The organism is Nocardia sp. NPDC127606, from assembly GCF_042671725.1.
Lineage (GTDB): Bacteria > Actinomycetota > Actinomycetes > Mycobacteriales > Mycobacteriaceae > Nocardia.
In genome coordinates this window covers 107,983-125,609 of sequence record NZ_JBHXWQ010000002.1, presented here as the reverse complement: position 1 = coordinate 125,609, position 17,627 = coordinate 107,983, and the positions used below count along the sequence as shown (strand labels likewise).

At 66.4% G+C, this 17,627-nt stretch carries 15 protein-coding genes and 1 tRNA gene; 9 read left to right on the top strand and 7 right to left on the bottom strand.

Features of this window, described 5'->3' with window-relative positions:
- The first annotated feature begins 24 nt into the window (after positions 1–24).
- The 3 genes from ACFVJ5_RS11320 to ACFVJ5_RS11310 all read left to right on the top strand — a co-directional run bounded on the left by ACFVJ5_RS11320 (position 25) and on the right by ACFVJ5_RS11310 (position 2,734).
- A complete protein-coding gene (locus ACFVJ5_RS11320; RefSeq protein WP_101464816.1) occupies positions 25–987 on the top strand; it encodes a metallophosphoesterase in 963 nt (320 codons plus the stop codon).
- A gap of 49 nt (positions 988–1,036) precedes the next feature.
- Complete coding sequence (locus ACFVJ5_RS11315) at positions 1,037–2,593, top strand: hypothetical protein (protein ID WP_379219907.1); 1,557 nt, start codon at positions 1,037–1,039, stop codon at positions 2,591–2,593.
- A gap of 67 nt (positions 2,594–2,660) precedes the next feature.
- Positions 2,661–2,734, top strand: a tRNA-Pro gene (locus tag ACFVJ5_RS11310).
- Positions 2,735–2,855: 121 nt separating this feature from the next.
- Here the strand turns inward: ACFVJ5_RS11310 and ACFVJ5_RS11305 are convergent.
- From ACFVJ5_RS11305 to ACFVJ5_RS11285, 5 genes are read right to left on the bottom strand one after another with little or no spacing between them, the layout of a single operon-like run.
- Complete coding sequence (locus ACFVJ5_RS11305) at positions 2,856–4,049, bottom strand: tyrosine-type recombinase/integrase (protein WP_379219906.1); 1,194 nt, start codon at positions 4,047–4,049, stop codon at positions 2,856–2,858.
- Between the two features lie 4 nt (positions 4,050–4,053).
- Complete coding sequence (locus ACFVJ5_RS11300) at positions 4,054–4,266, bottom strand: helix-turn-helix domain-containing protein (RefSeq protein WP_379219905.1); 213 nt, start codon at positions 4,264–4,266, stop codon at positions 4,054–4,056.
- Positions 4,267–4,277: 11 nt separating this feature from the next.
- Entirely contained in the window at positions 4,278–5,951 is a 1,674-nt protein-coding gene (locus tag ACFVJ5_RS11295) for a replication initiator (RefSeq protein WP_379219904.1), read from the bottom strand.
- The gene (locus ACFVJ5_RS11290) at positions 5,948–6,412 is read right to left on the bottom strand and encodes a hypothetical protein (RefSeq protein WP_379219903.1); all 465 of its coding nucleotides are present in this window, start codon (positions 6,410–6,412) and stop codon (positions 5,948–5,950) included. The genes ACFVJ5_RS11295 and ACFVJ5_RS11290 overlap by 4 nt, the downstream gene beginning before the upstream one ends.
- Positions 6,412–6,816, bottom strand: coding sequence for a hypothetical protein (locus ACFVJ5_RS11285; protein ID WP_379219902.1), 405 nt, complete (start codon positions 6,814–6,816; stop codon positions 6,412–6,414). The genes ACFVJ5_RS11290 and ACFVJ5_RS11285 overlap by 1 nt, the downstream gene beginning before the upstream one ends.
- A 277-nt stretch (positions 6,817–7,093) precedes the next feature.
- Between ACFVJ5_RS11285 and ACFVJ5_RS11280 the strand changes: the two genes are divergently transcribed.
- The 4 genes from ACFVJ5_RS11280 to atzF all read left to right on the top strand — a co-directional run bounded on the left by ACFVJ5_RS11280 (position 7,094) and on the right by atzF (position 12,469).
- Positions 7,094–7,933, top strand: coding sequence for a sigma factor-like helix-turn-helix DNA-binding protein (locus ACFVJ5_RS11280; RefSeq protein WP_357216838.1), 840 nt, complete (start codon positions 7,094–7,096; stop codon positions 7,931–7,933).
- A complete protein-coding gene (locus ACFVJ5_RS11275) occupies positions 7,930–8,721 on the top strand; it encodes a hypothetical protein (RefSeq protein WP_379219901.1) in 792 nt (263 codons plus the stop codon). Before ACFVJ5_RS11280 ends, ACFVJ5_RS11275 begins: the two co-directional genes overlap by 4 nt.
- Before the next feature lie 1,335 nt (positions 8,722–10,056).
- The gene (locus ACFVJ5_RS11270) at positions 10,057–10,761 is read left to right on the top strand and encodes a GntR family transcriptional regulator (protein ID WP_379219900.1); all 705 of its coding nucleotides are present in this window, start codon (positions 10,057–10,059) and stop codon (positions 10,759–10,761) included.
- A gap of 10 nt (positions 10,762–10,771) precedes the next feature.
- Positions 10,772–12,469, top strand: a complete 1,698-nt coding sequence (gene atzF, locus ACFVJ5_RS11265; protein WP_379219899.1) for an allophanate hydrolase — start codon at positions 10,772–10,774, stop codon at positions 12,467–12,469.
- Here atzF and ACFVJ5_RS11260 read toward each other — a convergent pair.
- Positions 12,426–13,094 (bottom strand): arsenate reductase ArsC, encoded by a 669-nt coding sequence (locus ACFVJ5_RS11260; protein ID WP_379219898.1) that lies wholly within the window; start codon positions 13,092–13,094, stop codon positions 12,426–12,428. The genes atzF and ACFVJ5_RS11260 overlap by 44 nt on opposite strands.
- A 762-nt stretch (positions 13,095–13,856) precedes the next feature.
- Here ACFVJ5_RS11260 and ACFVJ5_RS11255 point away from each other — a divergent pair.
- Positions 13,857–15,095 (top strand): APC family permease, encoded by a 1,239-nt coding sequence (locus ACFVJ5_RS11255; protein ID WP_379219897.1) that lies wholly within the window; start codon positions 13,857–13,859, stop codon positions 15,093–15,095.
- 75 nt (positions 15,096–15,170) lie between these two features.
- The gene (locus tag ACFVJ5_RS11250; protein ID WP_379219896.1) at positions 15,171–16,514 is read left to right on the top strand and encodes a serine hydrolase domain-containing protein; all 1,344 of its coding nucleotides are present in this window, start codon (positions 15,171–15,173) and stop codon (positions 16,512–16,514) included.
- A 77-nt stretch (positions 16,515–16,591) separates the two neighbouring features.
- Here the strand turns inward: ACFVJ5_RS11250 and ACFVJ5_RS11245 are convergent, their stop codons facing one another.
- On the bottom strand, positions 16,592–17,626 hold the full coding sequence (locus tag ACFVJ5_RS11245; protein ID WP_379219895.1) for an aspartate-semialdehyde dehydrogenase: 1,035 nt from the start codon (positions 17,624–17,626) through the stop codon (positions 16,592–16,594).
- Position 17,627 lies beyond the last annotated feature (1 nt).

The following is a 17,627-nucleotide window of genomic DNA, read 5'->3' as shown; positions in this document are numbered from 1 at the left end:
GAGGGGGTCGCCTATGCTGGGCAAATGCCCGTTATCTCGACGTCCGCTGTCCGCCGAACCGCGTTGGGAGCCGCCGGGGCCGCCGTCGCAGGCATCGGCTACGCCACGCTGATCGAACGGAACGCGTTCGTCCTGCGCGAAGCCACGATGCCGGTGCTCGCGCCCGGTTCGCCGACGTTGCGCATTCTGCACGTCAGCGACCTGCACATGATGCCGGGCCAGCAGCTCAAACAGCAGTGGCTGCGCGAACTCGACCGCCTCGAACCCGACCTGGTCGTGAATACCGGCGACAATCTTTCCCATCCCAAGGCCGTGCCCGCGGTGGTGCAATCCCTCGGTGCGCTGCTGGCTCGACCCGGCTTGTTCGTGTTCGGTTCGAATGACTATTTCGCGCCGGTGCCGAAGAATCCGCTGAAGTATTTCAAGAAAGATCACCGTCGCGTCTACGGCGATCCGCTGCCGTGGAAGGACCTGCGCGCGGCATTCACCGAACGCGGCTGGCTCGATCTGACCCACACCCGCCGCGACCTCGAAGTGGCGGGCATCCGCATCGCCAGTGCCGGCGTCGACGACCCGCACCTGCAGCGCGATCGCTACGACACGGTCGCGGGCGCACCGAACCAGCTGGCGCAGCTCAGCATCGGTGTCACGCATTCGCCCGAGCCGCGCGTGCTCGACCGCTTCGCCGAAGACGGCTACGACCTGGTGCTGGCCGGTCACACGCACGGTGGACAGCTGGTCGTTCCCGGCTACGGCGCGCTGGTCACCAACTGCGGCATCGACAAGTCCCGGGTGAAGGGCGCCTCCCAGTGGGGCGAGCACACCCAGCTGCACGTCTCGGCCGGCATCGGCACCTCACCGTGGGCGCCCTACCGCTTCTGCTGCCGCCCCGAGGCCACGCTGCTCACGTTGGTCGGCGCCCAGCCCAAGCGGCCGTCCGCCGACACCGGCTTCGGCATTTCGACCTCGGAGGCCGTAGCCCGCTAGGGTCTGGCTCCGAACGACATTGTCATTGAGGTGTCATCAGGAGACGACCGTGAGCAGTGGATCCGACGACAGGCGCGACGACCCGACCCTATTCGGCGGTCCCGGCGCACCGAACCAGCCCGACCAGCAGTGGCAGCGGCCCGGTTCGCCGGATCCGGCTGCGGAACAGCCGAATCCGGGCGCACCTGATCCCACCGCGGTGTGGACGCCGGGCAGCACCGGCCTCCCTCCGACCCTGCGCTGGGACGGCTCCGGTCCACCGCCCGGACTTCCCGAACCCACGCAATGGGCACCGGCGGGTCCACAGGATTGGCAGGATTCCGGTAACCCTCCTGCGGGACAGCAGGTTCCGCAGCCAGGACAGGCCGACCCCACCCAGCTGCGCCAGCCGACACCCTGGCCAGGGGCGAATCCGCCTGTGGGTCAGCCGGGTTCGAATCAGCCTTGGCCGCCCGGGGTGAATCCCGCTGCCGGACAACAGCCTCCCGGTCAGCAGTGGCACCCTGGGGCGGGCGAACCGGTTGCTCCCAGCGCACATTTCCCTGGCGTGCAACCGGGTTCGAACCAGCAGTGGCAGCCGGGCATGAATCCTCCTGCCGGACAACAGCCCCCTCCCGGTCAGCAGTGGGGCGCTCCCGCCGGTCCGCAGCAACAGTGGGGCGGTCCGGCGAATCCGCCCGGTCAGCAGCAGTGGGGCACACCGGCCGGGCAGGCAGATCCGACCTGGGTCGGCGCACCGGGCCGGCAGCAGCAGGCACCTCAGCAATACGGCGAAATCCCCCCGCTGGATCACCAAGGCGTCCAGTCGTACGGCCAGCCCTTCCCGCCGAATCAGAAATCCGGGAACAAGGCGACGATCTGGGCTGCGGCGGGTGTGGCGGCGCTGCTCCTGGTCGGCGGCACGATCACCGCGGTCGCGCTGACTCGCGGCGACGACGCACCGACCACCACCGCGGGCGCCACCCCTTCGATGGTCAGCGCTCTGTCCACCACGCCGGCGCCGACCTCGTCGAGCAAGCCCAAACCCAGCACCACCACCCCCTCCCCTTCGGGCGCCGCGTCGAACCGCAAACCCCTCATCGAGGGCTACCAGGTGGTCGCCTCCCCTGACCGCGGCGCCGCCTACGACGTCCCGGCAGGCTGGAAGGTCGCCACCGAAACCACCATCGGCGGCGTCGGCGAACCCCCCGGCGACTCGGTGATCGGCAAGGGCTACGCCTCCGACGGCCGCGACTACTGCCCGAACTCCACCCGCACCATGTCGCTGCTCACCGGCTCCAAGAACGCCGACAACGCCGCGGCGGGCGCCGAACTCGGCACCAAGGCCGCCCCCCTCGCGTACCAGGGCTCCAAGGGCACCCCCGGCCCCGCCCAGCCCCTGAAATCGATCGACGGCAAAACCGAGGGCATGTTCACCGAGACCACCGGCACCGTCCCCGCCCCCAAACCCGGCTGCGCCGGCACCTACTCCGTCTACACCTACGCCTTCAAAGGCGCCAAGGACGGCAGCTTCGTCATGGTCATGATCGCCGACACCGGCGTCCCCGGCGCCATCGACGCCGCCGAGGCCAAGCGCATCTTCAGCTCCATCAGATCCCTCGACTAACCCCCACCTGACCAGCCAATTTAACGTTTCACGGCCCCACGTTGTAAGCTACTTCAGGTTCGCCTCACGGGGTGTGGCGCAGCTTGGTAGCGCGCTTCGTTCGGGACGAAGAGGTCGCAGGTTCAAATCCTGTCACCCCGACGTGTTGGTTGAGACACCAAAAAGCCTCTGACCTGGTTTTCCTGGTCAGAGGCTTTTTGCATGTCCGGGACGATTCACCCTCAGCAGGCCCGCCGAGGCAGCGAAAAGGCAGCGGCAGCTTTCATTCGTCCCCCATCGAGCGCCGAACAGCATCGTGATCGTCGGTCTTGCGGATGTAGTGCTGGTACGTCGTCGCGACGTTCTCGTGCCCCATCACCACAGCGATCTTGTGTGGCGGCACCCCGTCATCCGCGAGCCATGTTCCGAACATGTCGCGCAGATCGTGGAACCGCACTCCCCCGGATTCCGACCGAGCAACCATCCGGACGGCCTGGTCGTACTTGCTGAACACTTCCGAGTCGACCTCACCCTCCGAGCTCTTCCACACCGCCTCGAACTTGCCTTCGACCTCGGACACTTCACCGAGCAGCCCGGCGCGAACCAGCGCAGGACGCCACACCCGAGACCGGAACAGGGTTCGCCGCAGCGGACCGCCGACTTCGTTGGTGAAGATCAGCCCGTTCTGCCCCTGCTCGTGATCCTCCATATGAGCGACAAGGTCATTCACCAACCACCCCGGAATCGGGATACTTCGCCGACCCGCACGCGACTTCGGGAACGCCTTGAACTCGACATGGCCAGCCACCTCGGTCACGGTGCGAATCACGTTGATCAGACCGGCGTCGATATCGACAGCATCCACACACAGGCCAGCAGCCTCACCCCAGCGCAGACCCGCGAACGCACCACATGCCACGAGCGCCCGGTATCGCTGCGGTTCAACCGCCGGGAGGAGCTGTTGCCGAACCTCTTCCCGTGTCAACAGGCGTTCGTCGGTGTCCCGCTCGCGACGCTTCGGAATGCGAACACCCACAGTCGGGTCGGACCCGATCAGCTTGTTCTTCACCGCGGACTGCATCACGCCTGCCATCAATCGCTTCGCTTCGGCGACCGTTGCCCGTGAACGGTCCTCGCCGATCTTCCCCAGCCACGTCTGCACCGACATGTGGTCGATCTTCCCGAGCTGCCAGGGCGACCACTTGGGCAGCACGTGAGTACGCATGATCGACTCATCACGCGCGCGAGTAGTCCGCTCGGTGTTCCACGACTTCATCCACTCCTCAGCGTGAACTCCGAACAACGCCTTGCCAGCATGCGGCGAGACGTAGGTACCGCTCGACTTCGACAGTTCGACCTGAGCGAGGAAGGTGGTCGCCTCCTTCTTCGTCCTGAACGACTTGGACCGCTGTTTGCCGGACGGCTCACGCCAGAACGCTTTCCAGCTCCCGGTGTCGGTCTGGTTGACGAAACCCATTGCTCTACCCCGCCTTCGGGAGGTTGTCCGATGTGGCGAGCCAGGCCGAGAACGCCGCTCGCGAGATCACCCAGCGGCGACCGATGCGCTTGGCCGGAATCTCCCCGTCGTGAACGGACTGGTACGCCACGCCACGCGAGATGCCGAGCAGGACCGCGACCTCATCGACGGTGTACGTGGCCGATTCCGCCCGGCGTCCACCCTTGACCAATTCCATTGCCCTACCCCCTACGCTGCCGACTGATCAATTGACGAATCTTCTTGTGGCACAACGGTTTCACGTGGAACACCTTCCTCCGCAGCGGCGAGCATGGCCGTGGTGTACTCCGCCCGCCGTGTGATCTTCTGGGAGACCATTCCCAAGATCAGATGCTCCATAGGAGGCACGTTCGGGTCGCCCGGCTCGACCGGTGATATCTGAACCTGCGAGACATCCTCGGGTGTCATCCCGGCATCGATGAGCCGTTGCCGGACGAAGGCGACTCGATCGGCCTTGTGGTCGGCCAGGTCCTTGCCGGTCCATTTGCGCGAGACCAGCACCCGACGACCACGCAGCCCCAACGTGGCTCGCTTGTGCGCCTTGCCCTTGCACACGCCCGGCACGGTCTTCGACTTCGCGCCCTTGGGGATCACGCCGTAGCGGAACCACAGCCCGCACGAGGGCGAGCACGGCGTCACGCTCAACTCCGCGTGCAATCGGTCGTAGTGGTCGGCGGCGCGGTTCGACTTCGGCTCGATCACGTCCCCGATGGACTTGGTCAGGTACTTGGTCAGGTAGCCGATGTGGCGCGCTGCTTCCTCGGTCCCGCCGAGAATGCCCTTCACATCGATCTGAGCACCGAAGCGGATCACGTGCGACGGCTCGAGGTCGTCCACGGTGTCCATCACGTCCAACGCCTCATCCCAGGTAACGACGGGCTCGGCGGTGTCGGGGTCCACGAATCGTTCCTGCGCGTAGTCCCAGTAGGGCATCCGGTCGGGGCTGTAGACCTCTTTGTCATGGTGCGGCCACCACACCTGGCTGTAGGTCGCCGCCGCCACCTGCTTGATCAGCTCACGCGGATCGGAGCCACGCACAGCCATGTGGATATGCGGAGCTCCCCGCCGCTGAGGTTCGACCGTGGCGAAGTACTGCACATCCCGGCCCGAGGCACGCCGGTAGTTCTGGACGAACCGGTCGTAGAGGCGGGCGAAGTGGATGATGTCGCGGGCGGCTTGGCGGTAGTCGTAGGTCTCCGGGTTGATCGGCGCACCGTCGGAGTCGACCCGCCCGTAGGAGGGCAGCGTGAGAGTCAGGAACATCGAAGGCCGGTACTTGCCCGCGTACAGCCTGCCCACGGTGGTCTTGGTGACCTTCTTACGCGGCAGGTCCGGGGTTTCCTGGCGCCGCATGGTCGAACGCTTACGCACCTCACGCGGGTCGGGATCGAGGTCGGGCTGCTTGCCCCGGATACCGGACTCACGCAGTTCGGAGTCCAGTTCGGCGACGACTTCGCGGATGCCGTCCATCGCCTCGGCGTCGTCGGCGTCTTTGGCCAACTCGTATTCGCCGACCATCAGAGCACGGGCCGCGATCAACTCCCGCTGCTGCTCGGTGGGCTCGTTCTTCTCGGTCACGGGTTCCTCCTCGATGTGCCAGCCCTCGTGGGCCTGCTGGATACGCAGAGCACGAGCACGAGCCGCACAGGCCGGGCACACGCACTCCATGGTCGACTTGCACGGCGTGCCAACGTATTTCGTGGCACCGGTGGCCTGATCGGTGCTCAACATCGGTAGCGGACGACGGCACACGCCGTGCTTCTCGGCCATGTCCTGAGCCAGATCGACCCAGTTGAGCTGAGCGTGGCGATCGGCGGCGGTTTCCCGGTCCAGGGCAACAACGGTGTTGGCGGTGTCGGTCATAGCGCAGTGGCCTCCTGGGCTGCGGTGAGTGCTTCGCGTTCGGCGATCGACATGCACTCGGGGGCGGGATCGACCGTCGACAACCGAGCAGGCCGCAACGGCTGGTGGTAGCAGGCGTCGAACTCCGCGTCCCAGTACGAGGACCAGTGCCCGACCTCCCGACTTCCCCGAGATCCCGGCGAGGGACGCAACCGGTAGACCATCGGGGCCACCAGGGCGAGCCCGAACGCGCACGAGCATGCACCCGTCGAAGTGAGCGAGTTACTGAATGCTTGCCCGGAGCCACCACAGAACCGGCACACCCGCCATTCCGAAATCTCGTGCAGGGCAACACACTCCGGGTGTTCACAGTCGGGTTCCGCGCACCAGATGCACACCCCGGCGTAGGTGGTACGAGGCGGGCGAAGGGCTTGGCGGGTTGCCTTCTGCGAGCGGCGCAGGGGAATCACAGTCGCGCTCATCAGTACTGCGCCCCGTAGGCGGCCCACTGGGCAGACGGGTTGTTCGGGTGGGCCTCGGCGAAGGCCACCAGCTCGGGGTTACGGGCGCGGGCTTCGTCCTTGGCCCGGCGAGCAGCTGCGTGGTAGTCCCACGGCTCGACCGTATTGACGCGACGACTCTCCTCCGAGGGCTCGAACGCGTGGTCGGCTACATCTGCGGCATGGTCGCTGCGGCATACAGCGCACAGCCCCGACTTCGCGACCGGGCCAGGCGGGTAGGTCACGACGAACGGCCGCAGCTCGATCACCTCGGCATCAGGCGCCATGACCTCGGTCAGACCGCCGAAGCAGTCGCAACGCTGCGTAGCCGTCTCCGGATCGATGTGGCCGTCGACCCATTCCGAGCCACCGCACTTGCCGCACACGCCCCACTCCGAACGGGTGTGATTGGCGATGCACCGTGCGTCAGTGCAGTTCCGGGTGGCGCAGTAGATGCACCAGCCAGCGACGTTGAGACGCGACGGACGAAGGTTGTTGGCTTCCACCGCTACCGATGTCGACATCATCTCGGACCTCCAAGTAGGCGATTTTTATGCCCCTAAAATTCTGGCTCAGTGCCATCCCGTGTCGTCTTTAGGGGTCTAAAAACAGAGAGTACGCGCGGCTGCGACATCGAGTCAATAGGGGGTCTAAAATACGTCTGTGGCGAGTGCAGATGAGTTCGAGCAGGTCCGGAACGACCCGGACCCCATCAGCCGTGGTCAACGGGCTACCGAGCTCATCGCGACCTACCAGCAGCGCTCCACCGAATTGGCGAGGCTCCGCAGGGAAGCCATCGAGATCTCACACCGAAATGGCTTGAGCTACACCGAGATTGCGGAGCGGCTCGGCATCACGAGTGGTCGCATCACACAGATCCGATCAGCCGCACCGAAGGCACAGCGCGCATTCTTCGGCGTCGGCCCAGTCGCCATCGGAATCCCCCGCAGGTACGGCCTGGAGGACGGGCGCGAACGTCCCTTCTACGATGCCAACGACCAGGCGACACAGGAATCCCTGGAGCGGACGTTGGCCGAGTACGCGCTTGCCACCAGCCGCTTCCCCATCGATCCAAACTGCACCGAAGTGCCGGCGGGGGATTGCGTCATCGTCTGCGGCCCCGTCTCCGCGCCAGTCGCGGTCATGCTTCTCGCGGACGATCCGATCTTGGCATTCGACCGCACCGACGAAGGTTGGTCGATCACCGACGAACGAACCAGCGAGCGGCATTTCTCGCCCTACCGGTCACCGTCACAGCAGCGCACCGACGTCGGCTACTTCTCCCGGCGAATCGACCGCGGCCGCGCAATCGTCCACATCGCTGGAATCACCAGCATCGGTTCCCTCGGGGTAGCTCACTGGTTGAGCGAGAACCTCGCCACCGTCTACAGCCCCTCAGCCGAGTTCACCAGCGGGGTTGTCGCGTGCGACTTTGACGGCGACTTCGCCATCACCGCGAGCAGATTGGTCGCTGGCCCCTACACCACTCGGACCGCTCAGTGATCGCCCATTCAGCGCAGCTTGCGGCCAGGTCCGATGAAGATCGCGTCACCACGACCGACAACACCGTCATCGTTCTCGACGGAGCGACCGCCCACGACCCGACCAGACCACAGGCCGGTAAGTACGTCGACGAGCTCGGGAAGCAGCTCCGTCAACGAGTGCCCAACTCCGACGACCTCCGGGCGGCGGTAGCTCAGTCGATCAGTGCCACAAGCGAGCAACTCCACCTCGTCCCCGGTGGTTCGCCATCGAGCACGGTTGCCATTGTTCGAGTCACCACCCACACCGTTGACCTACTCGTTCTCGGCGACTCGGCTGTCATCGTCGGGACCCTCGACGGCAGCGAGCATGTACTCATCGATGACCGATTGACCCGCATTGACCTGCCCGAGTCCCGCGCATACCGCAACCGACTCTCCACCGGTGCAGGCTACGACGACCAGCACCGGGACTTGCTCCAACAGCTCCAACGAGCCGAGGGGCGGCAGCGAAACCAGCCCGGAGGCTTCTGGATAGCGGAAGCCGACCCAACCGCCGCAACCCACGCGCTCACCTCGAGCTACGACCGGACCCAGGTCGCTTGGGCAATCGCAGCCACAGATGGCGCATTCGACCTACTCCCGCAGCTGGGCATCAGCTGGCAAGCCGTAGCCGAGCTGACCAGCCCCGAGCTCCACGAGCTACTTCGCCGTTGCCACGCTTGGGAAGCCGAGACCGATCCAGACGGCAAGGCACTCCCCCGAGCGAAGCGTCACGATGACAAGTCGGTTGTAGTCATCCATCCCTGACTTCACTTCGGACCGTCACTTAAGAGCGGTTGCTGCTGAATTTGGCTATATAGGATCAAGGCGCCTGCGGCGGCGCGTGCGCGCCGCCGCCGCGCTGCGACGCGCAGCGCGCGACAAAGGGCGAGTCGCGCGGCCCGTCGACCGCGTCGGCGACGAGCACGCGCATACCGAAGGCGACTGTCTCTATCTGGCCGCTTCTTGCATCAACCGAGCAGTGTGGACGCGACGGGAGCCGTACCCGATCGACCTCCCGCAGTCGTCGACGAAAAGGCCGGCTACTGGCCGGGCTGACTGGCTGCGGTCCCGATCAACGACGGACCCGGAGACGAGCGGCACGTGGGGTTGCTGAACGGAATCCGCGGTGAGGTTGAGCGCGGAGTTCCCAGCCTCCTCATGGCCCGATGATCTGACTTCGGTGCGGACGAGTAAAGGGCGCTTCGCGTCACTCCGTGATGCCTACCGGCACCCTTGACTAGCCCTTCCCGCAGCGCAGAGATGGCCAGTATGAGGAAGCAGGGGAAGGGAAGTCACCGGGTCAGCGGCTAGGGCTCGAAACGCCGGACCACGAAGAACCCGAAGGCGACTGCGGCCCCGAACGCGATAAGCCCGTTGTTCGTCAGGGCAAACGCAATTGGCATTATGAGAAACACTGCCGCGAAGCCTGCTAGAACGAACCTTACCGGCACCATGAAATAGCCCCCCGAACCTCTTCTATCTGCACTGCGGTCGTCGTCAGTCTGCCAAACGCTGAGCGAAGTCGCGACCCGAGTTCCTAAGTGAGCCAACCGAACTCCAGGCAGCAAAAAGGCAGCAGGACAGCCGATACAGCTCCTCATAGAACGACACTGGAGCGCATGAACGGCCAGCTCAACGGCACTGGGTGAGCTCACCGAGTACACCGGAGCAACGTTCGGGACGAAGAGGTCGCAGGTTCAAATCCTGTCACCCCGACGTGTTGGTTGAGACACAGAAGAGCCCCTGATCAGTTCACTGGTCAGGGGCTCTTCGCTTGTCTGTGGGGGTTCGCGGTCGAGGGGGTTCGGCCAGCAGATGGTGATGGCCGTGAGGAAGATCAGGCCGAGGATGAGGGCCAGGATGATGGGGCTCATGGGGGTCGCCCTTCCGGGGTGAGCGGAGCGGGAGCGCGGCGGTGGGCTCGTGGTTCGAGTGTGGGCGTGTCCATGGCGGGTGGGGTTGCCTGCGTGTTCGAGGTTGGTTGAGAAGTTCTCCCCTCACGAGGCTGCGGATGGTGAGGGTTTCGGTGTGAGCAAGCGATAACGTGGCGCTTACTTTCTGTCACTTGATAGAAATTCGCGGTCGATAGCGTATACACCCATGTCGACAAGGGTGGATGCACCGGGCGATGGCTCGGGAAGGCCGTTGCGCGACGTCGTGTACTCGACGTTGCGGGGGGAGTTGATGAACGGGGACATCCGGTTCGGGGAGCGGCTCACCGAACCGAAACTGTCGACCAGGTTCGGAATCTCCCGCACGCCGGTTCGGGAGGCACTCACCATGCTGTGCTCGGACGGGCTGTTGCAGCGCGAGGAGTTCGGGTTCAGTCCGGTGCGGCCGAGCGTGGCGCGGATTCGCGATCTCTACGAGCTGCGGCTGACCCTGGAACTGGGTGGGATGACGCGGGTGCGGGCGGACCCGCGGATCACCCACGACACCGCCCTGCTCCGCGCCGAGCGGCAGAAGTGGCTGACTCTGCAGGCCGACCCGCCCGCCCAGGAGCCGGGTTTCGTCGTCGTCGACGAGGAATTCCATGTCGCCCTGCTGACCGCGGCGGGCAATGCCGAGATGGTGCGCGCCCTGGTGGCGGTGAACTCCCGGATCCGGCATGTACGCATGTACGACTTCATGATCAACAACCGCATCGAGACCACGATCAGCGAGCACCTCGGCATTCTCGACGCCGTCCTCGTCGGTGATCTCACGCTGGCCCAGCAGCTCTTGCACACCCACATCGGCGATTCGCTGGATGTGGTGCTCGAGCGGATCTCGCGCGCTGTCGCCGCCATGTCTCTGAGTGAATAGAGGAGCGTTTATGTCTGTCACCCCGACCGCGCGGGTCGCCGCCGCCTACGCACGGATCGCCGAGGTGGATCGGCCCGAGGTCTGGATCACGCTGCGCTCCCACGAGGCGCTGACGACCGAAGCCGTCGAACTGGAACGCCGTGTCGCCGCGGGCGAGAAGCTGCCGCTGGCGGGCCTGCTCCTCGCGGTGAAGGACAACGTCGACGTGGCCGGCTTGCCCACCACCGCCGCCTGTCCTGAATTCGCCTACGAGGCAGCGGAAACTGCGTCCTCGGTGCAGCGGCTGGTCGCGGCGGGCGCACTGGTGCTCGGCAAGACCAACCTCGACCAGTTCGCCACCGGGCTCGTCGGCACGCGCAGCCCCTACGGCGCCGTGCGCAATGCCCTTCATCCCGAATTGATCTCCGGCGGTTCGAGTTCCGGCTCCGCGGCGGCTGTCGCGCTCGGCATCGCCGACCTCGCTATCGGCACCGACACGGCGGGCTCGGGACGCGTCCCTGCCGCACTGCACGCGATCGTGGGCATCAAGGCCACGCTCGGCGTGATCCCCACCCATGGCGTCGTCCCCGCCTGTGCCGACTATGACGCGGTCACCATTTTCGCCGCCGATCTGGACCTGGCGGTCACCGCCGCGAAGACGATGGCCGGCAAGGACTCTCGCGACCCACGCAGCCGCGAATGGCCCGCCGACGTCCGCCTCGCGGCATCCACCGAGCCCGAGATCGCGATCCCCCGGTCCGAAGACCTCGAACCGCTGAGCCCGGCCTACCGAACGGCATTCACGGAAACTGTGGCAGCCCTGCGTGATCAAGGCCTGCGCCTCACCGAGATCGATATCTCGCCCCTTCTCGACGCGGCCCGCCTGCTCTACGACGGTGCGATAGTCGCCGAGCGATACGCGGCGGTCGGCGAGTTCGTCGACAAGGGCGCGCCGGGTCTCGACAGCACTGTCGCCGGAATAATCAGTGCCGCGAAAGAACTCGACGCGCACGCGTTCGCACAAGACCTGGACGCCCTGGCACGGGCCCGCACCACCGCGACAACGCTGCTCGCCGACTTCGACGGCCTGCTGCTCCCCACCACCACCGAACACCCCTCGATCGCCGAAGTCGAAGCCGACCCACTCGCGATCAACCGCCGCCTCGGCACCTACACGAACTTCTGCAACCTCCTCGACCTCGCCGCCGTCGCGATCCCCGGCAAGCCCACCGCCGACGGCCTCCCGTTCGGCGTGACAGTCGTGGTCCCCGCCTTCGCCGACCAGCCGGCGGTCGACCTCGCCGCGCGCATCATCGGCACCCCGGCGCCGCTGCTCGTGGAAACCGGTGTGCCCCTTGCCGTGTTCGGCGCCCACCTGCGCGGCCAACCCCTGCACTGGCAACTCGAACAACTCGGCGCCCGCTTCGCAGGCGAGATCACCACCACCGACGCCTACCGCCTGACCGCCCTCGACACCACCCCGTCCAAACCCGGACTGGTCCGCCACGGCGACGGACAAGGCGCACCGATTCTCGGCGAACTGTTCCTCGTCTCCCCCGCGGGCCTGGGCCGATTCCTCGCCGAGCTACCGCCGCCGATGGCCCTGACCAGCATCGATCTCGCCGACGGACGCGCGGTGGTCGGCTTCGCGTGCAGCTACGACGCCGCCGTCGCCGCCGCCGACATCACGCGGTACGGGAGCTGGGTGGCGTATCTACGGGATCGGTGACCTCGATGCCGAGCTCGGCGAGCAGGCCCGTCACGCGATGCCCGATGTCGTCGCGGATGGGCCGCACCTGCTCGATATCGAGGCCGGCCGGATCGTCGATGATCCACTCCTCGTAGCGCACCCCCGGCACCAGCGGACAGGTATCGCCGCAGCCCATCGTGACGATCACGTCGGCGGCGCGGATGATCTCATCGGTCCACGGTTTCGGATACTCGCGCGAGATGTCGACGCCGACCTCGGCCATCACCGCCACCGCGGCCGGATTGAGCTGCCCACTCGGCACCGACCCACCCGACCAGGCCACCGCCCGCCCCAGCGCCAGCTCTTCGAAATATCCGAGCGCCATCTGCGACCGGCCCGCGTTGTGCGTACACAGGAACAGCACCGTCGGGCGCGGGCGGGCCACCTTGCCCTCGATCTTGGCCAGCGCCTGCAACCGCTGGCGCCCGAACCGCTCGGCGAGCAGCGGTAGGTACAGGGTCACCGTCGCCCGAGTAGCGAAGTTCTCGTAGGAGGAGTGCAGGAAACGATGGATCGTTTCCAGCTCGAACATCGTCGCGAATTCTTCGCGCAGCCGCACCTCGGCACGGTCGAGCGCGTCGGAGTGCTCGGCAATTTCGACCACCCCTCAACACTTACCCGAATCCGTCCCATACGCAAACGCCCGGGCCGATCACCCCTCGATCGACCGGCCCGGCACGCGTACTCACCGACACAACGTGGAACATCTTCGGCCCAGCCCGTCGGTGTGGTTACCGTCGGCAGTGCGTCTTCAGCGTCTGGAAGAGCCACCTTCTGGTCTGCACCGCCGGGTCCGACCGATCACCCCTCGAGACCGATCGGACCCGGTTGTTCCGGTGTCTGAAGCAACAATGCGGTGTCGGTCTCTAGAGCTTCTTAAGAACAACTTGTCGGCGAAGTCGGGTTTTCGGCGATGATAGAAGTACCGACGCAAGGAGATCGACCATGGAAACCGCGATCGTCTGGTTGCTGGCAAGCCTTCTGTACTGGTTCAGCAACTTCTGACCCCCTGACCCCCACCACGAGAGAGCCCGGAACCAGGCCCTTCGCCCACCCATGAGACGAGGCAGGTACGCGTATCGCCGTGCCTGCCTCGTGCCGTTGTGTGGATCACATCGAGCCGCCGGAATAGTTCACCGACAGCCGCGGTTGGACTCACTGTCGACGTCCGAACAGCCCCGGGCCTCACCCCTTTGTCGCTACGAGCGACCACCCGCCGAGAGGCGCTTGTGGGGCGTCGGCACCCCTGACGGGCCGTCCTCGAGGCGGCCCATCGACTCGAACGCCGCCAGGTCACCCTCATCGACCTGGCGGCGTTTGCCGTATCCGGGTCGCGGTTCGTACGCACGTGCTCGAGGATGGGTCCATGACTTCGGATGGGCGGTTGCGGCGGGGGTTGGGGTTGGGGGATTCGGTGGTGGTGGGTTTGGGGGCGATGGTGGGGGCCGGGGTGTTCGCGGCGTTGGGCCCCGCGGCGGGGGTGGGTGGGTCCTGGTTGTTGGCGGCGTTGGGGGTGGCCGCGGTCATCGCCTATTGCAATGCGATGTCTTCGGCGCGGTTGGCTGCGTTGTATCCGGTGTCCGGGGGGACGTATGTGTATGGGCGGGAACGGTTGGGGCCGTTCTGGGGGTACCTGGCGGGGTGGGGTTTCGTCGTCGGGAAGACGGCGTCGTGTGCGGCGATGGCGTTGACGGTGGGGAGTTACGCGTGGCCTGAACAGGCGCACGCGGTGGCGGTGGGGGCCGTGGTGGTGGTGACGGGGATCAACTATGTGGGGGTGCAGAAGTCCGCGCTGGCTTCGCGGGTGATCGTGGGCGTGGTGCTGGCTGTGCTGGCGGCGGTTGTCGTGGTGGGGGTCTGTGGGAGTCATTCGGGGGCAACGGTTCTCGACAAGGGGATCGGGCCGTACGGGGTGTTGCAGGCTGCAGGGTTGTTGTTCTTCGCGTTCGCCGGGTACGCGCGGATCGCCACACTCGGCGAGGAGGTGCGTGCGCCGGAGCGGACCATTCCACGGGCGATCATGCTCGCGCTCGCGGTGGCGTTGGCGGTGTACGCGCTGGTGGCGGTGGCCGCGTTGCTGACATTGGGGTCGGGTGGGCTGGCGGCCGCGCGTGATCCGCTCGCGCAGGTCGTCGAGGCGGCGGGCGCGGGATGGCTGGCGCCGGTGGTTCGGGTGGGTGCGGTGCTGGCGGCGGCGGGTTCGCTGATGGCGTTGATCCTGGGGGTCTCGCGGACCTCGCTGGCGATGGCGCGCGACGGGCATCTGCCGCGGGCACTGGCCCTGATCCATCCGAGATACGCAGTCCCGCATCGGGCCGAGCTCGCGGTGGGCGTGGTGGTCGCGGTGCTCGCGGCGACGGTGGATCTGCGCGCGGCGATCGGGTTCTCGTCGTTCGCGGTGCTCGCGTACTACCTGATCGCGAATCTGTCGGCGGCCACGCTGACCGCCGTCGAGGGCAGGCCGCAGCGCTGGGTTCCGGTACTCGGGGCGGCGGGTTGTGTGGTGGTCGGGTTCGCGTTGCCGATCGGGTCGGTGCTGGCCGGGCTCGCAGTGCTCGCGCTCGGCGCGGGGGTGTACGGGGTTCGCGGTATTGCGGGGAAGTGAACATGCCCGTGATTAGGGGCTTCGGCGGCCACGCTATACGGGTTACGGTGCGTGGCACCAGCTACTCTCGCCCGCATGCGGCACATCACGAGCGTTTTCGCGGGAACGATCGCTGCGGTGCTGACCTCGGCGACGCTATTCGCCGTTCCGGTCCACGCCGCGCCGAGTACGACCTGCGAGGTGACCTCAGGTCGCGACCTGGAGCGCGCCGAACCCGAACAGGTGGGGCTGGATTCGGCGAAACTCGAAGCGGCACTGCAGTTCGCGGCCACCCGCAACCGGCTCAACGTCCAGATCTTCCGGCACAACTGCCTCGTCGGTGAAGGACTGCGCAACGACGAGACCGGCAATACGCCGTGGAACATCTGGAGCGTCACCAAGTCGGTGGTGTCGATGCTGGCCGGAATCGCTTCCGACGAAGGCAAAATCGATATCGCCGCCCCCATCGACCGCTATCTGCCGCCCGGTCTCGGCGACGCGGCGCACCGGTCGATCACCGTCGAGAACCTGCTCACCGAGACCTCCGGCATGCAGGTGGGAGTGCTGTCCGAGGGCATCACCGCGGTGATCCCGATCGACCCGCACTCGGCGGTGCAGGCGCTGTCGGTGCAGTTGACCAATCCCCCCGGCACCACGTTCAGCTACAGCCAGCGCAATGTCGACCTGCTGTCGTACGTGATCGAGCTGGCCGTCGGCGAACCGCTGCAGCAGTTCGCGCAGCGCGAGTTGTTCGACCCGCTCGGCATCCCGCGCGGCGACTACTACTGGGCCAGTGACCGATCCGGCCACACCTACGGCTACGCCCATCTCATGCTGCCGCCCAACGACCTGGCCAAGATCGGGCTGCTCGTCTCGAACGACGGCCGCTGGGGCGCCGACCGGGTGATCTCCTCGGATTATCTGCGCAAAGCCCGCACACCGTCGAAGGCGAACAACTGCTACGGCTACCTGTTCTGGCTGGGCGCCGATTGCAGCGAATCCCCCGACTTCCTGCCCGCCGACACGTTTTTCATGTCCGGACTGGGCCTGCAGAACGTCTTCTTCCTGCCGAGCCTGGACATGACGGTGATGTGGACGGGCCCGTTCGGCAACCAGACCGCCTACGGCCCGAGCGGCATCCTCGCCCATGCCGAAGAGCTGCCCCACGAGTTCTTCCGCCGCCTGTTCGCCGCCGTCACCGACACCCAGGTGCCGATCGCCGAACCGTACGTAGAGCCCCCGCTGGAATTCGACGCGGGCAAACTCATCGACGCCAACATCCTGCTGGCCGTTTTCGGCATCGGCCCCGGCGCCTACCCCGGCTGCACCGTCTTCGACTGCCTCAACCAACCCCTGGCCGCGCCCTTCGCCAGCATCCCGCCGGGCTGCGCCATCCTGGCCTGCGTAGGCCACGACCCACGCACCCCGGGTATCCGCTAGCTGTTCGCCGCCGCGGCGAGCCCTGACGACGACAAAGGCCGGGCACACCCGAAGGTGGCCCGGCCGTCGACGGATGATCAGCGGTTCTCGAGCAGAACTTCCGCGATCTGAATCGTGTTGAGCGCGGCGCCCTTTCGCAGGTTGTCGCCCGAGATGAACAGCGCGAGACCGCGACCGCTCGGCACGCCCGGATCCTGGCGGATGCGGCCGACGAGGGAGTCGTCCTGGCCCGCGGCGGCCAGCGGGGTCGGCACGTCGACCAGACGCACGCCCGATGCCTTGGCCAGCAGTTCCTTGGCCTGCTGCACCGAAATCGGTTCGGCGAATTCGGCATTGATCGACAGCGAGTGCCCGGTGAAGACCGGGACCCGCACGCAGGTGCCGCTCACCAGCAGGTCGGGCAGGCCGAGAATCTTGCGGCTCTCGTTGCGCAGCTTCTGGTCTTCGTCGGTCTCGAAGGAACCGTCGTCGACCAGCGCACCGGCCAGCGGGATCACATTGAAGGCGATCGGCGCGACGTAGTTGTTCGGCGCGGGGAAGTCAGCGTCCGAACCGTCGTGCACCAGCTTCTCCGCGTCGGCGGACACCGCGCGGATCTGCGAGGCGAGCTCCTCGACGCCGGCGAGCCCGGACCCGGAAACAGCCTGGTAGCTCGACACGATCAGGCGCTGCAAACCGGCCACGTCGTGCAGGGGCTTGAGCACCGGCATCGCGGCCATGGTGGTGCAGTTCGGGTTCGCGATGATGCCCTTGGGCAGGTTGCGGGTGGCCTCGGGGTTGACCTCCGACACCACCAGCGGCACATCGGGGTCCTTGCGCCAGGCCGAGGAATTGTCGATCACGGTGACGCCTGCCGCGGCGAAGCGCGGGGCCTGCACCCGCGACATGGTGGCGCCTGCCGAGAACAGCGCGATGTCGAGACCCGACGGATCAGCGGTCTCGGTGTCCTCGACGACGATCTCGCCGCCGCGCCACGGCAGCGTCTTGCCCGCCGAACGCGAGGACGCGAAGAACCGCACCTCGTCGGCCGGGAAGTTGCGCTCTTCGAGCAGCTTGCGCATGACGGCGCCGACCTGACCGGTCGCACCGACAACACCTACACGTACACCCATT

Bases quoted from the DNA above. Each gene is read 5' to 3' on its own strand.
- ACFVJ5_RS11290 (WP_379219903.1), bottom strand. From the start codon at position 6,412: ATGAGCGCGACTGTGATTCCCCTGCGCCGCTCGCAGAAGGCAACCCGC.
- atzF (WP_379219899.1), top strand. From the start codon at position 10,772: ATGTCTGTCACCCCGACCGCGCGGGTCGCCGCCGCCTACGCACGGATC.
- ACFVJ5_RS11305 (WP_379219906.1), bottom strand. From the start codon at position 4,049: ATGGGTTTCGTCAACCAGACCGACACCGGGAGCTGGAAAGCGTTCTGG.
- ACFVJ5_RS11300 (WP_379219905.1), bottom strand. From the start codon at position 4,266: ATGGAATTGGTCAAGGGTGGACGCCGGGCGGAATCGGCCACGTACACC.
- ACFVJ5_RS11245 (WP_379219895.1), bottom strand. From the start codon at position 17,626: ATGGGTGTACGTGTAGGTGTTGTCGGTGCGACCGGTCAGGTCGGCGCC.
- ACFVJ5_RS11295 (WP_379219904.1), bottom strand. From the start codon at position 5,951: ATGACCGACACCGCCAACACCGTTGTTGCCCTGGACCGGGAAACCGCC.
- ACFVJ5_RS11250 (WP_379219896.1), top strand. From the start codon at position 15,171: ATGCGGCACATCACGAGCGTTTTCGCGGGAACGATCGCTGCGGTGCTG.
- ACFVJ5_RS11270 (WP_379219900.1), top strand. From the start codon at position 10,057: ATGTCGACAAGGGTGGATGCACCGGGCGATGGCTCGGGAAGGCCGTTG.
- ACFVJ5_RS11320 (WP_101464816.1), top strand. From the start codon at position 25: ATGCCCGTTATCTCGACGTCCGCTGTCCGCCGAACCGCGTTGGGAGCC.
- ACFVJ5_RS11255 (WP_379219897.1), top strand. From the start codon at position 13,857: ATGACTTCGGATGGGCGGTTGCGGCGGGGGTTGGGGTTGGGGGATTCG.